Source organism: Bacillus sp. FSL R5-0593, from assembly GCF_038603755.1.
Classification (GTDB): Bacteria; Bacillota; Bacilli; order Bacillales; family Bacillaceae; genus Bacillus; species Bacillus velezensis.
Map to the genome: position 1 here is coordinate 1,670,805 of NZ_CP152011.1, position 18,820 is coordinate 1,689,624.

Sequence of the window (18,820 nt, forward strand, 5' to 3'; positions counted from 1 at the left end):
GTTTTTGGAGGGCAAAATTTTGGCTGTGAAAAAAATCGTCACACATCCGGCGGAGGTTCTGGAAACACCAGCCGATGAAGTGACAGTGTTTGATAAAAAATTAAAAAAACTGCTTGACGATATGTACGATACGATGCTCGAAATGGATGGCGTCGGTCTCGCCGCGCCGCAAATCGGCATTTTAAAAAGAGCGGCCGTCGTGGACATCGGTGAAGAAAGCGGCCGGATCGACCTTGTAAATCCGGTTATTCTTGAAAAGAGCGGTGAACAGACCGGAGTCGAGGGCTGCTTAAGCTTTCCAGGGGTTTACGGCGATGTCACCCGCCCGGATTACGTAAAGGTAAAAGCCTATGACCGTAAAGGAAAACCGTTTATTTTAGAAGCGGAGGGTTTTTTGGCCAGAGCCGTTCAGCATGAAATGGATCATTTAGACGGCATTTTATTCACATCAAAAATTACGGCTTACTACACTGAAGAAGAACTGGCAGAAATGGAAGGATGATTGGATGACAAGGATCGTTTTTATGGGAACGCCCGATTTTTCAGTTCCCGTCCTGCGCATGCTTATTGAAGACGGGTATGAAGTGGTTGGTGTCGTTACGCAGCCTGACCGCCCGAAAGGCAGAAAAAAAATCATGACGCCCCCTCCTGTTAAGGCTGAAGCTGAACGTCACGGCATTCCCGTGCTTCAGCCCGAAAAAGTAAGGCTCGAAGAAGAAATAGAAAAAGTGCTCAGCCTGAAGCCGGACCTGATTGTTACGGCGGCATTCGGACAGATCCTGCCCAAGCAGCTGCTGGACGGCCCGAAATACGGCTGTATCAACGTACACGCGTCACTATTGCCTGAATTAAGAGGCGGAGCGCCGATACATTATTCGATTCTCCAAGGCAAGAAGAAAACGGGCGTGACAATCATGTATATGGTTGAAAAGCTTGATGCGGGCGATATGATTTCGAAAATCGAAGTGGAAATTGATGAAACGGATAACGTCGGCACGCTTCACGACAAATTAAGCATAGCGGGGGCAAAGCTTTTGTCAGAGACCGTCCCGAACGTCATTTCCGGAAATATTAAACCGATCAAACAGGACGAATCAAAAGCGACTTACGCGCCTAACATTAAGCGTGAGCAGGAGCGGATTGATTGGGCAAAGCCCGGAGAAGAGATTTACAACCAGATCAGAGGTTTAAACCCTTGGCCTGTCGCCTATACAACTTTGAACGGTCAAAATATGAAAGTATGGGCTTCTGAAAAAGTTGCGGCAAAAACTGAAGCTGCGCCCGGAACAGTCATCCGCACGGAGCAAAACGGCATTGTCGTCGCATCAGGAAACAGCACCGCCCTTTTAATCACAGAGCTGCAGCCGGCGGGAAAAAAACGGATGAAGGGCGAAGATTTTGTAAGAGGCAAAAATGTGCAGCCCGGTGACGTGTTAGGAGAAGCAAATGAAGAAAATTAATGTCCGGGAGCTCGCCCTTGAAGCGCTTGAGAAGCTTGAGCAAAATCAGGCATACAGCAACCTGCTTCTTACCTCGGTTATCAAAACGAACACGCTCAGCGATCAGGACAGAGGACTGCTGACAGAGCTTGTCTACGGAACGCTGCAAAATAAAATCGCCTTAGACTACATGCTGAAGCCTTTTATCCGCAAGCCGAATAAAGTGAAGCCATGGGTGATTCAGCTGCTTCGTCTGTCCGCGTATCAAATGGAGTATTTAGAAAAAATACCGGATCGCGCCGCCATTCATGAAGCGGTTGAGATCGCCAAAAAACGCGGGCATAAGGGCATTGCGTCCTTTGTCAACGGCATCCTCCGCTCCCTGCAGCGTGAAGGGGCGCCGTCATTCGCTGAAATTGAAGACCCGGTTCTCCGTCTTTCTACAGAGACAAGCCATCCCGAATGGCTCGTAAAAGAGTGGGTCGTGGCGTACGGCTTTGAGGCAGCTGAAAAGATCTGCCGGATTCATCTCATTCCGCCGAAGCAGACGCTCCGTGTCAATCACATAAAGAGCGACAGGGAAACGGTGCTGAATGAGATGGAGAATGCCGGTCTGGAAGCGGAAGCCGGAGACCTTTCTCCTGATGCGATTAAGCTTTTGAAAGGAAGCATCGCGAACACGGCATTTTTCCAAAACGGCCGGGTATCCATACAGGATGAAAGCTCAATGCTTGTCGCGCGGGCGCTGGACCCGAAGCCGGGCGAAACCGTTTTAGATGCATGCGCCGCACCGGGCGGAAAGTCGGCTCACATTGCGGAACTGATGGAGAACGAGGGGAGCCTCACATCACTTGATCTTCACCGCCATAAAGTAAAGCTGATTAAAGAGGGCGCAGAACGGCTCGGACTTACGATCATCGACGCGCAAACGATGGATGCGCGAAAAGCGGGAGAGGCCTTTGGCGCAGAACGGTTTGACCGTATTCTCGTTGATGCCCCTTGCTCAGGTTTCGGCGTCATCAGAAGAAAACCCGATATGAAATATACGAAGACGCCGGAGGACAGCAGACGGCTGTCAGAAATCCAGCTCGGCATTTTAAGGGAAATCGCCCCATTAGTAAAAAAAGGTGGCACACTCGTATACAGTACGTGTACAATGGACCGGACAGAAAATGAAGAAGTTATGCATGCGTTTATACAAGAACACCCTGAGTTTGAACCCGATTTGTCTCTTGAAAAGCGGCTGCCTGAAAAGGCGAGACCCTTTGTTCAGGATGGAAGCCTTCAAATTCTTCCGCATTATTTCGGAACAGACGGTTTCTTTATTAGCAGCATGAGAAAGAAGGGATAAAAAATGACACAATTAAAAAAGACAAGCGTACGGAAAGAGCTGCGGACTGAGCAGCCGTCCATTTACTCTTTTGAATTAGATGAAATCAAACAATGGCTGACCGAGAATGGCGAAAAGCCGTTCCGCGCAGCACAGATTTTTGAATGGCTTTATGAGAAGCGGGTTTCTTCATTTGATGAGATGACAAACCTCTCAAAAAGCCTGCGTGAAAAACTCGAGAGCAATTTTGTGCTGACAACGCTGAAAACGGCTGTAAAACAGACATCTCAAGACGGCACGATGAAATTTTTATTTGAGCTTCATGACGGTTATACGATCGAAACGGTTTTAATGAGACACGAGTATGGTAATTCTGTATGTGTAACGACACAGGTCGGCTGCCGGATCGGCTGCACATTTTGCGCGTCAACGCTCGGCGGACTGAAACGGAATCTTGAAGCGGGAGAAATCGTCGCTCAAGTCGTGAAAGTGCAAAAGGCGCTTGATGAAACGGATGAACGCGTCAGCTCAGTCGTCATCATGGGAATCGGAGAGCCGTTTGATAATTTCAATGAAATGCTCGCTTTCTTAAAAATCATTAACCACGATAAAGGGCTGAACATCGGAGCGCGTCATATCACAGTTTCCACCAGCGGAATCATTCCGAAGATTTACGATTTCGCCGATCAAAAAATGCAGATCAATTTCGCGATTTCTCTGCATGCTCCGAATACGGAAATCAGAAGCCGTCTGATGCCGATTAACAAAGCCTATAAGCTTCCTGACCTTATGGAGGCCGTCAAATATTACATCGAGAAAACAGGCAGACGGATCAGCTTTGAATACGGGCTGTTCGGCGGCGTAAATGATCAGGTCGAACATGCAGAAGAGCTTGCAGAACTGTTAAAAGACGTGAAATGCCATGTCAATTTAATTCCGGTAAACTATGTGCCTGAACGGGATTACGTCCGCACACCGAGAGATCAGATTTTCGCATTCGAAAAAACGTTAAAATCCCGCGGTGTAAATGTCACGATCAGAAGAGAGCAAGGCCATGACATTGACGCGGCCTGCGGTCAGCTTCGCGCGAAGGAGCGTCAAGACGAGACGAGGTGAAGAGGTTGATTACAGCCTTGAAAACAGATACAGGTAAAGTCCGCCGGCATAATGAAGATGCGGCGGGCATTTTCACAAAAGAAGACGCGGTGCTTGCGGTTGTCGCCGACGGCATGGGCGGTCATCTTGCCGGAGATGTAGCGAGCAGGATGGCGGTTGCGGCGATGGAAGAGCAGTGGAACCGGACCGAAACGGTTCCATCTCTGCCGTCTGCTTGCGAAGATTGGCTGAAAGACCGGATTCATGAGGCGAATGTCAAAGTACATGACCACGCTAAAGCGAATGAAGAATGCCGGGGAATGGGCACCACCGTTGTGTGCGCCTTATTCACCGGGAAGTTTGTCACTGTGGCTCATATCGGTGACAGCCGGTGCTACCTGCTTCAAGAGGGGGAATTCACTCAGCTGACTGAGGACCATTCGCTTGTGAATGAGCTGGTCAAGACGGGGGAAATTTCGAAAGAGGACGCCGAGCACCATCCGCGGAAAAATGTATTGACGAGAGCGCTGGGGACAGATGAAACCATCAGTCCCGACGCCCGTTCTTTTGAACTGTCTGACGGCGATCAGCTGCTTTTATGCTCTGACGGACTGTCAAATAAAATAGAAGATCACGAGATCAAACAAATGCTTCAAGCCGAATCTGATCCTCAGGAAAAAGTAGACCTTCTCATCAGCAAAGCGAATCAAAACGGCGGCGAAGATAACATCACGGCTGTGTTGATTGAGTTTTCCGCAGATGCAAAAGAGGGTGAAGACAAGTGCTAACCGGCAAGCGGATCAGCGGGCGTTATCATATCCTCCGGCCCATTGGCGGCGGCGGAATGGCAAACGTTTTTTTAGCTGAGGACATCATTCTCGAACGTGAAGTCGCAATTAAAATTCTGCGGTTTGACTTTGTGAATGACATTGATTTTATCAGGCGTTTCAGAAGAGAAGCACAGTCGGCATCAAGCCTCGATCATCCGAATATCGTCAGTATTTACGATATCGGGGAGGAAGGCGATATTTATTACATTGTCATGGAATATGTGGAAGGCATGACATTAAAGGAATACATAAACGCACACGGACCGCTTCATCCGAAAGAAGCGCTGTCCGTTATGGAGCAGATCGTCTCGGCCATCGCCCATGCCCATCAAAACCATATCGTGCACCGGGATATTAAACCGCACAATATATTGATAGATCATTTAGGGCATATCAAGGTGACGGATTTCGGCATCGCCACAGCGCTTACGTCTACGACAATCACACATACGAATTCTGTGCTGGGCTCGGTTCATTATTTGTCTCCGGAGCAGGCGAGAGGCGGTCTGGCAACGAAAAAATCAGATATTTACGCGCTCGGCATCGTGCTGTTTGAGCTTTTAACAGGTAAAATTCCTTTTGACGGAGAATCAGCCGTCAGCATAGCGCTAAAGCATCTGCAAACAGAAACGCCTTCCGCCAGAAAGTGGAACCCTTCCATTCCGCAGAGCGTCGAAAACATTATTTTAAAGGCAACCGCTAAAGACCCGTTTCACCGCTATGAAAGCGCCGAGGACATGGAAGCGGACATCAGAACGGCTTTTGACGCCGGCAGGCTGAATGAACAAAAATTTTCCGTGCAGGATGATGAGGAAATGACAAAAGCCATTCCCGTTATTACTGACGGCGCAAAAGCCGCGCCTCAGGCGGAAACGCCGGGGGAGACGGATGATAAGGAACAGCAGCCCGCCAAAAAGAAAAAACGGAAATGGCCGTGGGTTTTGCTGGCCGTCTGTTTCATTTTCATTATGGCAGCTGTTCTTGCGGTCACCGTGTTTCCGTCTTTATTTATGCCTAAAGATGTAAGCGTCCCCGATGTACGGGGCATGAAGTACGAAAAAGCGGAAGCCCTGCTTGAAAAGAACGGGCTCCGGGCGGATCCTGATATAACGGATATTGAAGATGAAAAAATAGAAGAGGAATTAATGGTCAAAACGGACCCAAAAGCGGGGTCTACCGTTAAAGAAGGCTCTTCTGTAAAACTGTACAAAAGCATCGGAAAACCGAAAACCCAGCTGATCGACGTGAAAGGAAGGCAGATCGGCGACGCAAAAAAATCGCTGAAGGAAAAAGGCTTCAAACATGTCAATGTCAAAGAAGAGAACGATGACAGCGAGGCCGGCACCGTAATTGATCAGAACCCGTCAGCCGGCACCGACATGGTCGCAAGCGACGATGAAGTCAATCTAACGGTCAGCCTCGGCCCGGCGGACGTTACGCTGAGGGACTTAAAGACTTACAGCAAAGAAGCGGCTTCAGGGTATCTTGAAGATAACGGCCTGCAGCTTGTTGAAAAACAAGCCCATTCAGATGACGTGCCGGAAGGACAAGTCATGAAGCAAGAGCCGGCAGCCGGCACTGCGGTTAAGCCGGGAAGTAATGTTGAAGTGACGTTCTCGCTCGGACCTGAAGAAAAACCGGCGAAAACGGTAAAAGAAAAAATCAGCATTCCTTACGAACCCGAACATGAAGGGGACGAGCTTGAAGTGCAAATCGCCATCGATGATAAGGACCACAGCATCTCTGATACGTATGACTCATTTAAAATAAAAGAGCCGACTGAAAAAACAATTGAACTGAAGATTGATCAGGGACAGAAGGGGTATTATCAAGTGATGGTCGATCATAAAGTCGTCAGCTACAAAACGATTGAATACCCGAAAGATAATGACTGACAAGGAGGGACCCTATGCCTGAGGGCAAAATTATAAAAGCGTTAAGCGGATTCTATTATGTCTTGGATGAATCACAGGACAAGATCACTCAATGCAGGGGCCGGGGCATTTTCAGAAAAAATAAAATAACGCCCCTGGTCGGCGATTATGCCGTTTATCAGGCTGAAAATGATAAAGAAGGCTACCTGCTGGAAATCAAAGAACGAACAAACGAGCTGATCAGGCCGCCGATTTCAAATGTCGATCAGGCCGTTCTCGTCTTTTCTGCCGTTCAGCCGGCGTTCAGCACGTCTTTATTGGACCGTTTTCTCGTCCTTGTGGAAGCCAACGGCATTCACCCGATCATCTGCATAACCAAAATGGACTTAGCTGCAGACGGGGAATCGAAAGAGGCGATACTTTCTTACGTGAAAGACTATCAGGCGATCGGTTATGACGTATATGTGACGTCATCAAAAGAAAACAGCGGCTTAACAGGCATTGTGAAACACTTCGAGAACAAAACAACGGTGTTTGCCGGTCAGTCCGGAGTCGGAAAATCTTCGCTTTTAAATGCGATCAGCCCGGAGCTTGAGCTGAAAACAAACGAGATTTCCACGCATTTGGGACGCGGAAAACATACGACGCGCCATGTGGAGCTCATTCATACATCAGGCGGTCTGGTTGCGGATACTCCGGGGTTCAGTTCGCTTGAATTTACCGGCATTGAGGAAGAAGAGCTGGGCAGCACGTTCCCTGAGATCAGAGAAATAAGCGCCTCTTGCAAATTCAGAGGCTGTCTGCATCTTAAAGAGCCGAAATGCGCGGTAAAGCAAGCGGTGGAAGAAGGAGAGATTCAGCCGTACCGCTATGAGCATTACAAAGAATTTATGCAGGAAATAAAAGAGAGAAAGCCGAGGTATTAATATGATTAAGGTTGCGCCATCAATTCTTTCCGCCGATTTTGCTTCACTGGGCGAGGAAATTAAAGACGTGGAAAAAGGAGGGGCGGACTATATCCATATTGATGTCATGGATGGCCATTTCGTCCCTAACATTACAATCGGGCCGCTTATCGTTGAAGCCGTCCGTCCGGTGACTGATCTGCCGCTGGATGTCCATCTTATGATTGAAAACCCGGACCGCTACATCCCGGCATTCGCAAAAGCCGGCGCGGACATCCTTTCCGTTCATGCTGAAGCGTGTCCGCATCTTCACCGGACCATTCAATTGATAAAAGAGCAAGGGGTAAAAGCGGGAGTTGTGCTCAATCCGCATACGCCCGTCCAAATGATTGAACATGTGATCGAGGAGCTTGACCTTGTGCTGTTAATGACGGTTAACCCCGGTTTTGGCGGACAGCGCTTCATTCATTCGGTTCTGCCGAAAATCCGTCAGGTCAAACAGCTGGCTGAGGAGAAAGGCCTGTCTGAGCTTTTAATCGAGGTGGACGGAGGCGTTAATAAAGAAACAGCCCCTTTATGCGCTGAAGCGGGCGCCAATCTGCTTGTTGCCGGGTCTGCCGTATATAATCAGCCGGATCGGAAAAAAGCCATCGCTGACATCCGAAACGCATCATAAACATGCTGAAAAAGAGCCCGGTGAAAGCCGCCGGCTCTTTTCGCGTCTAAGAGAGAGGATAACATATGAATACAATCAATATCGTTGCGGGAGGCCCGCGGGAGCTTATTCCCGATCTATCCGAATACACAGCCGGAGATACGACGTGGGTCGGAGTCGATAAAGGGACGGTTGCTCTTTTGGAGGCCGGAATCATTCCGCAGGAAGCTTTCGGTGATTTTGACAGCACTACGGAAGAGGAGCTCATGCAGATTCAAAAAGCAGCGCCGGCCCTCCATGTGTATCAGGCGGAAAAAGATTATACCGATCTTGAACTCGCCCTTGACTGGGCTTTACAAAAAGAACCGGAAACCATTCGGATATTCGGTGTGACGGGCGGAAGAGCCGATCACTTTTTAGGGAACATCCAGCTGCTGTATAAAGCCTTACATAAGAATACCGATGTCGTGCTGATCGACCGGCAGAATGACATTCAGATGTTCGGGCCCGGCCGTTATACAATTGAAGAAAAAGCGCGCAGACGCTATATTTCTTTCATTCCGTTTACGGAAGCGGCAGACGGCCTGACACTCGACGGTTTTAAATATCCCCTTGATAATTGTCATATTCCTGTGGGTTCCACACTATGTATTAGTAACGAACTCATTCATTCACGAGGTACTTTTTCGTTTGCAAAAGGCATATTAATAATGGTAAGGAGCGCGGATTAGAAAAGCGGCTTCTGCCATATGCGGAAAAAACCATGAATCCTAAAGTGATGAACGCAGCGGATACGGGACTTATAGGAGGGGACAAAATGAAATTTTATACCATTAAATTGCCGAAGTTTTTAGGAGGAATTGTCCGGGCGATGCTGGGCTCATTTAGAAAAGAGTAAGCCCAAGAAGCTGAAATTGCCCTCTTTGAACGCATAAAAAACGCCTGCCGCATAAAAGGGCAGGCGTTCATTTTTGCTTATACACGCTCAACTTTACCGGATTTTAAAGCCCGGGCAGATACATATACTTTTTTAGGTTTGCCGTCAACGAGGATGCGGACCTTTTGAAGGTTGGCGCCCCAAGTACGCTTAGAAGCGTTCATTGCGTGAGAACGGTTGTTTCCGGCTTTTGTTTTTTTACCTGTAATAAAACATTTACGTGCCATTTGTTTCCCTCCTAACTGCGCGAAACATCTTTTCAAACATAGTGTCTCAGATGCTTTCGTTATACAATACTTTAAATAATTTACCACAGCTAAAAACCGTTTGCAACTATTGTTTCCCTTACTTTCAAGAAAAATCACTTGACATGTAAAACCAATCACATTTCCGCGCTGAAGGCCGCTGTCTGTATCTTTTCTTTTCATAATGGGATACATATAGTAGAATAATGATAACTCTATGCATCTGAAGGAGGAACCTGTGTGTCCATTGAAATGAAGACAAAATACGGACAGATTGATATATCCAACGAAGTCATCGCAATGGTTGCCGGAGGCGCTGCCATTGACTGTTACGGAATAGTGGGGATGGCCTCAAAAAACCAGATTAAAGACGGTTTGTCTGAAATCCTCCGGAGAGAGAACTTCGCAAAAGGCGTACATGTCCGTCAGGAAGCCGAACAAATACATATCGACATGTACATTATTGTCAGCTACGGCACTAAAATATCCGAAGTAGCCCACAATGTTCAGACGAAGGTAAAATACACAGTAAATCAAACAATCGGACTTGCAGTTGATTCTGTAAATATTTATGTCCAAGGCGTACGAGTAACGAACCCGTAGTGAGGAGGATGAGTATTGTCTAGACGAAACTTAGATGGGAGAGCTTTTGCGGCAATGATTCTGGCGGGGGCTGAGACATTGTCTCAAAACGCATCCGCGGTGGATGCGCTGAACGTGTTTCCCGTGCCTGACGGCGACACCGGAACAAATATGAATTTATCGATGTCATCCGGTGCAAGAGAGGTAGAGCACATTGACTCACCCGACATCGGCAAAGTCGGCATCGCCTTGTCAAAAGGCCTGCTTATGGGAGCGAGAGGAAACTCAGGGGTGATCTTGTCCCAATTGTTCAGAGGTTTCACAAAGAGCATTGAAAACAAAAACCAAATAGACGCCCAAGAATTTGCCGCAGCACTCCAAGCGGGAGTGGATATGGCATATAAGGCGGTCATGAAACCGGTTGAAGGAACGATTTTAACCGTGGCCAAGGATGCGGCTAAAAAAGCGGTCGCCTCGGCCAAAGAAGAAACCGATATCATTGCTCTCATGGAGGCCGTTATTGAAGAAGCGGAAGCGTCGCTGAACCGCACGCCGGATCTGCTTCCTGTTTTAAAGGACGTCGGTGTCGTTGACAGCGGCGGAAAAGGTCTGCTTTGTGTATATGAAGGCTTTTTGGCTGCTTTAAAAGGAGAGGCCGTACCGAAAAAAGCGGTTCTTCCGGCACTCGATGATATGGTGAATGCCGAGCATCATAAAAGCGCGCAGAGCATGCTGAGTACAGAAGACATTGAATTCGGATTTTGTACGGAAGTGATGGTAAGGCTGGATCAAGATAAACGGACGTTCAAGGAAGAGACGTTCAGAAACGAACTGAGCCGTTTCGGCGATTCATTGCTGGTCGTGGCTGATGACACGCTGGCGAAAGTTCATATTCATGCCGAAGAACCAGGGAACGTACTCAATCTCGCACAGCGTTACGGCGATTTGATTAAAATTAAAATTGAAAACATGAGGGAACAGCATACTTCAATCATCAGCCAAGAACATGATGAAAAAAAGCCGGCCGGCGTTATGAAAGAAGCCCGCAAGCCTTTTGGCATCGTGACTGTGGCAATGGGAGAGGGCATTTCTGAATTGTTTACGAGCATCGGCGCTTCACACGTAATCGAAGGCGGCCAGACAATGAATCCGAGCACGGAAGATATTGTTGAAGCCGTTCAGTCTGTCAATGCGGAGACGGTTTTCATTCTTCCGAACAATTCCAATATTGTGATGGCTGCCAATCAGGCGGCGAGCGTGGCTGAAGAAAATGTCATTGTCATTCCGGCAAAAACGGTCCCTCAAGGCATGACCGCCCTGCTTGCGTTTAACCCTGACCAGCCGGCTGATGTAAATGAAGCCAATATGCTTGAGGCCATCCGGAATGTGAAAAGCGGACAGGTGACATATTCAGTCAGAGACACCCATATCGACGGCAAGGATATTAAAAAAGGTGATTTTATCGGCATTTTAAACAGTTCAATTATCGGCAGCGCCGAAGATCGGATAAGTGCGGCGAAATTGCTGCTGGATGAAATGATCGGGGATGAAGATGAAATCGTCACCATCCTGTACGGAGAGGACGCGCCGGAAGAAGAAGCTGAGAAACTCGCTGAGTATATTGCAAGCGTCTGTGAAGATATCGAGGTTGAAATCCATAACGGCAGACAGCCTCTGTATCCATATATATTTGCGGCAGAATAGAAGGGCTTATCAGGCCCTTCTATTCTTATGCCTTTATTTACCTGCGGCAGTGCGGCAGTGTGCCTGCTTGCCAATTGAGAAATGTTCAATTAGTCTAAAGAAAAGCGCTGAATGAAGTGATGTTAAGGAGGAGCAAACCAGCATGAAGTATAGAAGCGTTTTTGATATTATCGGCCCGGTAATGATCGGTCCGTCCAGTTCACATACCGCAGGCGCCGCCCGGATCGGCAGAGTGGCCAGAAGCTTATTCAGGCGGGAGCCCCGCCGGATCGTTGTGTCTTTTTACGGTTCATTTGCGGAAACGTATAAGGGTCACGGCACTGATGTCGCGATTATCGGCGGCCTGCTTGATTTTGATACATTTGATGAACGGATTAAAACAGCGATTCAAATTGCGGAAGAGAAGGGCATATATGTAGAGTTCCGTACAGAGGATGCCGTGCCCGTTCATCCGAATACGGCGCGTATCGTCATTTCTGATGATGAGGGAGAGCTTGCCCTTACCGGTATTTCCATCGGCGGCGGAAAAATAGAAATCACGGAGCTCAACGGCTTTGAGCTGCGTTTGTCCGGAAACCATCCGGCTATTTTAGTCGTTCACAATGATAAATTCGGCACGATTGCAGGCGTTGCCAATGTGCTTGCGAAATTCTCCATCAACGTCGGACATATGGAAGTGGCGCGTAAGGACGTCGGCCAGCTTGCGCTGATGACGATTGAGGTCGATCAGAATATTGAAGAAGAAGTGCTTGACGAGCTTTCAACACTTCCTAATATTATACAGGTTACTAAGATAGCTGACTAAAAAGTCAGGAGGAAAATGACATGTTTCGTAATGTAAAAGAATTAATAGAAATCACTCAAGAAAAACAAATTCCGATTTCGGAAGTGATGATCACCCAAGAGATGGAAGTGACGCAAAAAACGCGGGAAGAAATCTTTCAAGGAATGGAGCGCAATCTCTCCGTCATGGAAGCAGCTGTTGAAAAAGGGCTGAAGGGCGTCACGAGTCAGACCGGTTTAACAGGCGGAGATGCCGTGAAACTTCAGGCATACATCCAATCGGGAAGAAGCCTGTCGGGCAATCTGATTTTAGACGCCGTTTCTAAAGCTGTGGCGACAAATGAAGTCAATGCGGCGATGGGAACGATCTGCGCTACACCGACCGCCGGCTCTGCCGGGGTCGTGCCGGGAACGTTATTCGCCGTAAAGCATAAGCTGAATCCTACGACAGAACAAATGATCCGTTTTCTGTTTACAGCCGGCGCGTTCGGTTTTGTCGTAGCAAATAATGCGAGTATTTCAGGAGCGGCAGGAGGCTGTCAGGCGGAAGTCGGGTCAGCATCAGGCATGGCAGCGGCTGCGATTGTGGAAATGGCGGGCGGAACGCCTCAGCAATCAGCGGAAGCAATGGCGATTACACTGAAAAATATGCTCGGTCTCGTATGTGACCCGGTCGCCGGATTGGTAGAAGTGCCGTGTGTCAAACGAAACGCAATGGGAGCATCCAACGCAATGATCGCGGCGGATATGGCGCTGGCCGGGATTACAAGCCGCATTCCTTGCGATGAGGTGATTGACGCGATGTACAAAATCGGCCAGACAATGCCGACAGCACTGCGTGAAACGGGACAAGGCGGTTTAGCCGCGACACCGACGGGAAGAGAATTAGAGAAAAAAATTTTCGGAGGAGCGCTGAAATCAAGTGGCACACCATCAGCAAACTAGTATAGCGGAAATTAAGGGCATTGGGCCGGAAACAGAAAAAACATTGCACGAACTTGGTATCTATGACATTTCTGATCTTCTGAATTATTTCCCTTACCGTTATGACGACTATGAGCTGAGGGATTTAGAAGAAGTAAAACATGAAGAAAGAGTGACGGTAGAAGGGAAGGTTCATTCAGAACCTTCTCTTACCTATTACGGCAAAAAACGAAACAGGCTGACATTCAGGGTGCTTGTCGGCAATTATTTAATTACCGCGGTCTGCTTTAACCGTCCCTACTTAAAAAAGAAACTGACGTTAGGTTCTGTCGTCACGATATCCGGGAAATGGGATAAACACAGACAGACCGTTTCCGTGCAGGAATTAAAAAACGGTCCTCATCAAGAAGATAAAAGCATTGAGCCTGTTTATTCCGTTAAAGAAAACGTCACCGTAAAAATGATGAGACGGTTTATTAAGGAAGCGCTGCAGCATCATTTGGACAGTGCGGCCGATCCGCTTCCTGAAAAATTGAGAATCCGCTACAAGCTGCCTGATTACAAACATGCCCTGCAGACGATGCATCAGCCTGAAACGAGGGAATCGTTACAGCAGGCAAGACGCCGGTTTGTTTACGAGGAATTCTTATTATTTCAGCTGAAAATGCAGGCGTTCCGTAAAGCGGAAAGGGAACAGTCAAAAGGCATCAGCCATGTGTTTCCTGCTGAAAAGCTCGCCGCTTTCACAGACAGCCTGCCGTTTTCGCTCACAACCGCACAGACGCGTGTGCTTCGGGAAATAACCGCTGATATGACATCCCCTTACCGAATGAACCGTCTGCTGCAAGGTGATGTCGGTTCAGGGAAAACGGCCGTCGCCGCCATCGCTTTGTATGCTGCGATTTTGTCGGGGTATCAGGGGGCATTAATGGTGCCGACTGAAATTCTGGCCGAACAGCATGCAGATTCTCTCGTATCGTTGTTTGCAAATGAAGATGTAAATATCGCGCTTTTGACGAGTTCTGTCAAAGGAAAGCGGCGCAGGGAGCTTTTGGAGCGGCTTGCTCTCGGAGAGATTGATATTTTAGTAGGGACCCATGCTTTAATCCAGGATGAAGTGGAATTCAAAGCGCTGAGCTTTGTTATTACGGACGAGCAGCACCGGTTCGGGGTCGAACAGCGCAAAAAACTCAAGAATAAAGGTCAGGATCCGGATGTGCTGTTTATGACAGCCACCCCGATTCCGAGAACGCTGGCCATTACCGTCTTCGGAGAAATGGATGTTTCCGTGATAGATGAAATGCCCGCGGGGCGAAAACAAATCGAAACGTATTGGGTGAAACACGACATGCTGGAGCGGATTTTGGCTTTTATAGAAAAAGAGCTGAAGCAGGGAAGGCAAGCCTATATTATCTGCCCGCTCATTGAAGAGTCGGATAAACTGGATGTACAGAATGCGATTGACGTATATAACATGCTGTCTGACGTTTACCGCGGTAAATGGAATGTCGGCCTGATGCACGGGAAGCTCCATTCTGATGAAAAAGATCAGGTGATGAGAGAATTCAGCGCCAATCAATGTCAGGTACTTGTGTCAACAACCGTCGTAGAAGTCGGGGTGAACGTGCCGAATGCGACGATTATGGTCATCTATGACGCCGACCGTTTCGGGTTATCTCAGCTCCATCAGCTCCGCGGCCGGGTCGGGCGGGGAGACCACCAATCTTTCTGCATCTTGATGGCAGATCCGAAATCCGAAACCGGGAAGGAACGGATGAGAATCATGTCAGAGACAAACGACGGCTTCGAGCTGTCTGAAAAGGACCTTGAACTGCGCGGCCCCGGTGATTTCTTCGGAAAAAAACAGAGCGGTATGCCCGAGTTCAAGGTGGCGGATATGGTTCATGACTACAGAGCTTTGGAGACGGCCCGCCAGGATGCGGCCAATCTGGTGTCTTCAGAGGCGTTTTGGAAAGATGACGAATACCGCATGCTGCGCGGTCAATTACTTTCAAGCGGCGTCCTGGAAGGGGAGAAATTAAGCTGATTCTGCAAAATTCGGCGGCTTTCAAAAAACAATCATTGCATTCCAATCTATGAGATTATATACTACTATTAGTACCTAGTCTTAATTGTCCGGATGGTGTTTACAGATGAGAAGAAGCAAGAAAGAACGCCAAAAATTATTGCAGCAGACGATCAAATCGACACCCTTCATCACAGATGAAGAATTAGCGGGGAAATTCGGCGTCAGCATTCAGACGATCCGTTTAGACCGCTTAGAGCTCTCAATACCGGAGCTGAGGGAAAGAATTAAAAACGTGGCAGAACAAACGCTTGATGATGAAGTGAAATCACTGTCTTTAGACGAAGTGATCGGTGAAATTATTGATCTGGAGCTTGACGGCCAGGCCATTTCCATATTAGAAGTAAGACGCGAACATGTCTTCAGCCGCAATCAAATTGCGCGGGGGCATCATTTGTTTGCGCAGGCGAACTCACTCGCCGTAGCCGTCATTGATGATGAGCTGGCGCTGACCGCAAGCGCAAATATCCGCTTTACAAGACAGGTGAAAGAAGGCGAGCGCGTCGTTGCGAAAGCCAAAGTGACGGCAGTCGAAAAAGAAAAAGGCAGAACGGTAGTTGAAGTCAACAGCTATGTGGGAGAAGAAGTCGTGTTCTCCGGCAGCTTTGACATGTATCGTTCAAAACAATCATAAAGGTGGAGCATGCATGAGAATAGCTGTAGATGCAATGGGGGGCGACAACGCACCCAAAGCTGTTATTGACGGAGTAATGAAGAGTATTGAGGCATTTGACGATCTTCATATTACGCTGGTCGGTGACAAGACAACGATAGAATCACACTTGCCAACAACATCAGACCGCATCACTGTGTTGCACGCCGATGAAGTGATTGAACCGACGGATGAACCGGTCCGCGCCGTACGCAGAAAGAAAAACTCTTCTATGGTGCTGATGGCGCAGGAAGTGGCTGAAAACAGAGCGGACGCCTGCATCTCAGCGGGGAATACGGGCGCACTCATGACAGCGGGACTGTTTATCGTCGGCAGAATTAAAGGAATCGACCGGCCTGCGCTTGCGCCGACGCTTCCGACCGTTTCAGGCGACGGTTTCCTTCTTTTGGACGTGGGAGCCAATGTCGATGCCAAACCGGAGCATCTCGTCCAGTACGGAATTATGGGATCTGTATATGCCCGGCAGGTTCTCGGAATCAGCTCGCCCCGCGTCGGATTGTTAAATGTCGGCACGGAAGAAAAGAAAGGAAACGACCTGACAAAAAAGACGTTTGAATTATTAAAAGAAACAAACGTGAATTTTGTCGGAAACGTTGAGGCGAGAGACTTGCTCGAAGGCGCTGCTGACGTCATCGTCACAGACGGCTTTACGGGCAACGTCACGTTGAAAACATTGGAAGGTTCAGCGTTATCGATTTTCAAAATGCTGAAAGATACACTGACTTCAAGTTTTGTTTCTAAGCTCGCAGCGGGAGTGCTGAAGCCGAAGCTGATGGAAATGAAACTGAAAATGGACTATTCTGAGTACGGCGGGGCGAGTCTTTTCGGTTTGAAAGCGCCCGTCGTTAAAGCGCACGGCTCTTCTGACGCACGCGCTGTTTACCATGCGCTGCGCCAGGCGAGAGAAATGGTCAGCCAAAACGTGGCCGCATTTATAGAAGAAGAAGTAAAAGAAGAAAAAACAGATGAGTAGTCTGGAGGTTACCGCATCATGAGTAAGATTGCATTTTTATTTCCCGGACAGGGATCACAATATATCGGTATGGGAAAAGACCTGTACGAACGCGAAGAAGCGTCAAAACGTATTTTTGATGAAGCGGACGAAACGCTTGAAACAAAGCTGAGCTCGCTCATTTTTGAAGGTGACGCCGAAGAATTGACCCTTACATACAATGCGCAGCCTGCGCTGTTGACAACGAGCATCGCCGTATTGGAAAAGTTTAAAGAATCCGGCATCACCCCTGATTTCACCGCCGGCCACAGCCTCGGAGAATATTCGGCGCTTGTTGCGGCGGGAGCGATGACATTTAAAGATGCCGTTTACACGGTAAGAAAACGGGGAGAATTCATGAATGAAGCCGTGCCGGCCGGAGAAGGCGCCATGGCCGCTATTCTCGGAATGGATGCGGAGTCCTTGAAAAAGGTGACGGATCAAGTGACGGAAAACGGTCATCTCGTACAGCTTGCAAACTTGAACTGCCCCGGCCAGATCGTCATTTCCGGAACGGCAAAAGGCGTGGAGCTGGCTTCAGAAGAAGCGAAAAACAACGGAGCAAAACGGGCAATCCCATTAGAAGTAAGCGGACCGTTCCATTCTGAATTAATGAAGCCGGCAGCGCAAAAACTCGAGGAGGTGCTCAGCGCCTGTGAGTTAAAAAATGCGGCTGTTCCCGTGATTTCAAACGTTTCGGCTGACGTTATGACAGAAAAAGACGATATCAAGAAAAAACTGATCGAACAGCTGTATTCACCTGTTCGCTTTGAAGAAACCATTAACAAACTGATTGACGAAGGCGTCACGACGTTTGTTGAAATCGGGCCGGGAAAAGTGCTTTCAGGCCTTGTGAAAAAAGTGAACCGCCGCCTTAAAACAATCGCGGTTTCTGACCATGAAACCATCGAACTGGCGATTCAAACGCTGAAGGAGGAGAATCAGGATGCTTAATGAAAAAACAGCAGTGGTAACGGGAGCGTCCCGCGGAATCGGGCGGGCGATCGCGCTTGATCTTGCGAAAAACGGCTGTAACGTAGTAGTCAACTACTCCGGGAATGAAGCGAAAGCGAACGAAGTCGTAGATGAAATCAAATCTTTGGGCCGAAACGCGATCGCGGTAAAAGCCGATGTATCAAATTCCGAAGAAGTACAAAACATGATGAAAGAGGCTGTCGCTGCATTTTCTTCAATCGACATTCTCGTGAACAATGCGGGGATCACAAAAGACAATCTTCTGATGAGAATGAAAGAAAATGAATGGGATGATGTCATTAACATTAACCTGAAAGGTGTATTCAACTGCACGAAAGCCGTGACAAGACAGATGATGAAACAGCGCTCCGGCCGGATTATCAACGTATCATCAATCGTCGGCGTCAGCGGAAACCCCGGCCAGGCGAACTATGTGGCGGCAAAAGCCGGTGTAATCGGCTTAACGAAGTCATCAGCCAAAGAGCTTGCGAGCCGCAATATTACGGTTAATGCCATTGCTCCGGGCTTTATTTCTACAGATATGACGGACAAGCTTTCTAAAGAAGTCCAAGATGAAATGCTGAAGCAGATTCCGCTCGCGCGTTTCGGTGATCCTTCCGATATCAGCAGCGTTGTTACGTTCCTTGCTTCTGAAGGATCGCGTTATATGACGGGCCAAACCCTTCATATTGACGGCGGAATGGTGATGTAAAGATTTGTTTTTAAAATTTCATCCTAGTTTCTCTAGTTTTTTAAAAACGAATCCTCTATAATACTTGAGGGGAGGTGAAT

General features: G+C 48.2%; 20 protein-coding genes. 19 read left to right on the forward strand and 1 reads right to left on the reverse strand.

Annotation, left to right across the window (positions count from 1 at the left end; all coding sequences use genetic code 11):
• The first annotated feature begins 19 nt into the window (after positions 1-19).
• From def to spoVM, 10 genes are all read left to right on the forward strand, one after another.
• Complete coding sequence (gene def, locus NYE36_RS08380) at positions 20-502, forward strand: peptide deformylase (RefSeq protein ID WP_012117530.1); 483 nt, start codon at positions 20-22, stop codon at positions 500-502.
• A 4-nt stretch (positions 503-506) separates the two neighbouring features.
• Positions 507-1,460: a methionyl-tRNA formyltransferase gene (gene fmt, locus NYE36_RS08385; RefSeq protein ID WP_265450923.1), complete on the forward strand. Its 954-nt coding sequence runs from the start codon at positions 507-509 to the stop codon at positions 1,458-1,460.
• Positions 1,447-2,790, forward strand: coding sequence for a 16S rRNA (cytosine(967)-C(5))-methyltransferase RsmB (gene rsmB / locus NYE36_RS08390; protein ID WP_095352168.1), 1,344 nt, complete (start codon positions 1,447-1,449; stop codon positions 2,788-2,790). Before fmt ends, rsmB begins: the two co-directional genes overlap by 14 nt.
• 3 nt (positions 2,791-2,793) lie before the next feature.
• Entirely contained in the window at positions 2,794-3,885 is a 1,092-nt protein-coding gene (gene rlmN, locus NYE36_RS08395) for a 23S rRNA (adenine(2503)-C(2))-methyltransferase RlmN (RefSeq protein ID WP_003154339.1), read from the forward strand.
• Between the two features lie 5 nt (positions 3,886-3,890).
• Entirely contained in the window at positions 3,891-4,652 is a 762-nt protein-coding gene (locus tag NYE36_RS08400; RefSeq protein WP_007409750.1) for a Stp1/IreP family PP2C-type Ser/Thr phosphatase, read from the forward strand.
• Positions 4,646-6,589 carry a Stk1 family PASTA domain-containing Ser/Thr kinase gene (pknB, locus tag NYE36_RS08405; RefSeq protein WP_227578890.1) on the forward strand — a complete coding sequence of 648 codons (1,944 nt, stop codon included), beginning with the start codon at positions 4,646-4,648 and terminating at the stop codon, positions 6,587-6,589. Before NYE36_RS08400 ends, pknB begins: the two co-directional genes overlap by 7 nt.
• Positions 6,590-6,603: 14 nt before the next feature.
• Complete coding sequence (rsgA, locus tag NYE36_RS08410) at positions 6,604-7,494, forward strand: ribosome small subunit-dependent GTPase A (protein ID WP_342496887.1); 891 nt, start codon at positions 6,604-6,606, stop codon at positions 7,492-7,494.
• Between the two features lies 1 nt (position 7,495).
• The gene (rpe, locus tag NYE36_RS08415) at positions 7,496-8,149 is read left to right on the forward strand and encodes a ribulose-phosphate 3-epimerase (protein ID WP_003154331.1); all 654 of its coding nucleotides are present in this window, start codon (positions 7,496-7,498) and stop codon (positions 8,147-8,149) included.
• 65 nt (positions 8,150-8,214) lie between these two features.
• Complete coding sequence (locus NYE36_RS08420; RefSeq protein WP_227578889.1) at positions 8,215-8,859, forward strand: thiamine diphosphokinase; 645 nt, start codon at positions 8,215-8,217, stop codon at positions 8,857-8,859.
• Positions 8,860-8,945: 86 nt separating this feature from the next.
• A complete protein-coding gene (gene spoVM / locus NYE36_RS08425) occupies positions 8,946-9,026 on the forward strand; it encodes a stage V sporulation protein SpoVM (RefSeq protein ID WP_003154329.1) in 81 nt (26 codons plus the stop codon).
• Between the two features lie 77 nt (positions 9,027-9,103).
• On the opposite strand, the gene rpmB is transcribed toward spoVM, so the two are convergent.
• Positions 9,104-9,292 (reverse strand): 50S ribosomal protein L28, encoded by a 189-nt coding sequence (gene rpmB, locus NYE36_RS08430; protein WP_003154328.1) that lies wholly within the window; start codon positions 9,290-9,292, stop codon positions 9,104-9,106.
• Between the two features lie 258 nt (positions 9,293-9,550).
• Between rpmB and NYE36_RS08435 the strand changes: the two genes are divergently transcribed.
• The 9 genes from NYE36_RS08435 to fabG all read left to right on the forward strand — a co-directional run bounded on the left by NYE36_RS08435 (position 9,551) and on the right by fabG (position 18,740).
• Positions 9,551-9,913 carry an Asp23/Gls24 family envelope stress response protein gene (locus tag NYE36_RS08435; protein WP_003154327.1) on the forward strand — a complete coding sequence of 121 codons (363 nt, stop codon included), beginning with the start codon at positions 9,551-9,553 and terminating at the stop codon, positions 9,911-9,913.
• Between the two features lie 15 nt (positions 9,914-9,928).
• Complete coding sequence (locus NYE36_RS08440; protein ID WP_265450924.1) at positions 9,929-11,596, forward strand: DAK2 domain-containing protein; 1,668 nt, start codon at positions 9,929-9,931, stop codon at positions 11,594-11,596.
• 142 nt (positions 11,597-11,738) lie between these two features.
• Positions 11,739-12,401 (forward strand): L-serine ammonia-lyase, iron-sulfur-dependent subunit beta, encoded by a 663-nt coding sequence (gene sdaAB, locus NYE36_RS08445; RefSeq protein ID WP_003154325.1) that lies wholly within the window; start codon positions 11,739-11,741, stop codon positions 12,399-12,401.
• Positions 12,402-12,421: 20 nt separating this feature from the next.
• Positions 12,422-13,324 (forward strand): L-serine ammonia-lyase, iron-sulfur-dependent, subunit alpha, encoded by a 903-nt coding sequence (gene sdaAA, locus NYE36_RS08450; RefSeq protein WP_007409756.1) that lies wholly within the window; start codon positions 12,422-12,424, stop codon positions 13,322-13,324.
• The gene (gene recG / locus NYE36_RS08455; protein WP_020955813.1) at positions 13,302-15,350 is read left to right on the forward strand and encodes an ATP-dependent DNA helicase RecG; all 2,049 of its coding nucleotides are present in this window, start codon (positions 13,302-13,304) and stop codon (positions 15,348-15,350) included. Before sdaAA ends, recG begins: the two co-directional genes overlap by 23 nt.
• A 106-nt stretch (positions 15,351-15,456) precedes the next feature.
• Complete coding sequence (gene fapR / locus NYE36_RS08460) at positions 15,457-16,023, forward strand: transcription factor FapR (RefSeq protein WP_003154320.1); 567 nt, start codon at positions 15,457-15,459, stop codon at positions 16,021-16,023.
• Positions 16,024-16,036: 13 nt separating this feature from the next.
• On the forward strand, positions 16,037-17,035 hold the full coding sequence (gene plsX, locus NYE36_RS08465; RefSeq protein ID WP_007409758.1) for a phosphate acyltransferase PlsX: 999 nt from the start codon (positions 16,037-16,039) through the stop codon (positions 17,033-17,035).
• Between the two features lie 18 nt (positions 17,036-17,053).
• Positions 17,054-18,007 carry an ACP S-malonyltransferase gene (gene fabD, locus NYE36_RS08470; protein ID WP_007409759.1) on the forward strand — a complete coding sequence of 318 codons (954 nt, stop codon included), beginning with the start codon at positions 17,054-17,056 and terminating at the stop codon, positions 18,005-18,007.
• Positions 18,000-18,740 carry a 3-oxoacyl-[acyl-carrier-protein] reductase gene (gene fabG / locus NYE36_RS08475; protein WP_003154312.1) on the forward strand — a complete coding sequence of 247 codons (741 nt, stop codon included), beginning with the start codon at positions 18,000-18,002 and terminating at the stop codon, positions 18,738-18,740. Before fabD ends, fabG begins: the two co-directional genes overlap by 8 nt.
• The last annotated feature ends 80 nt before the right edge of the window (positions 18,741-18,820 follow it).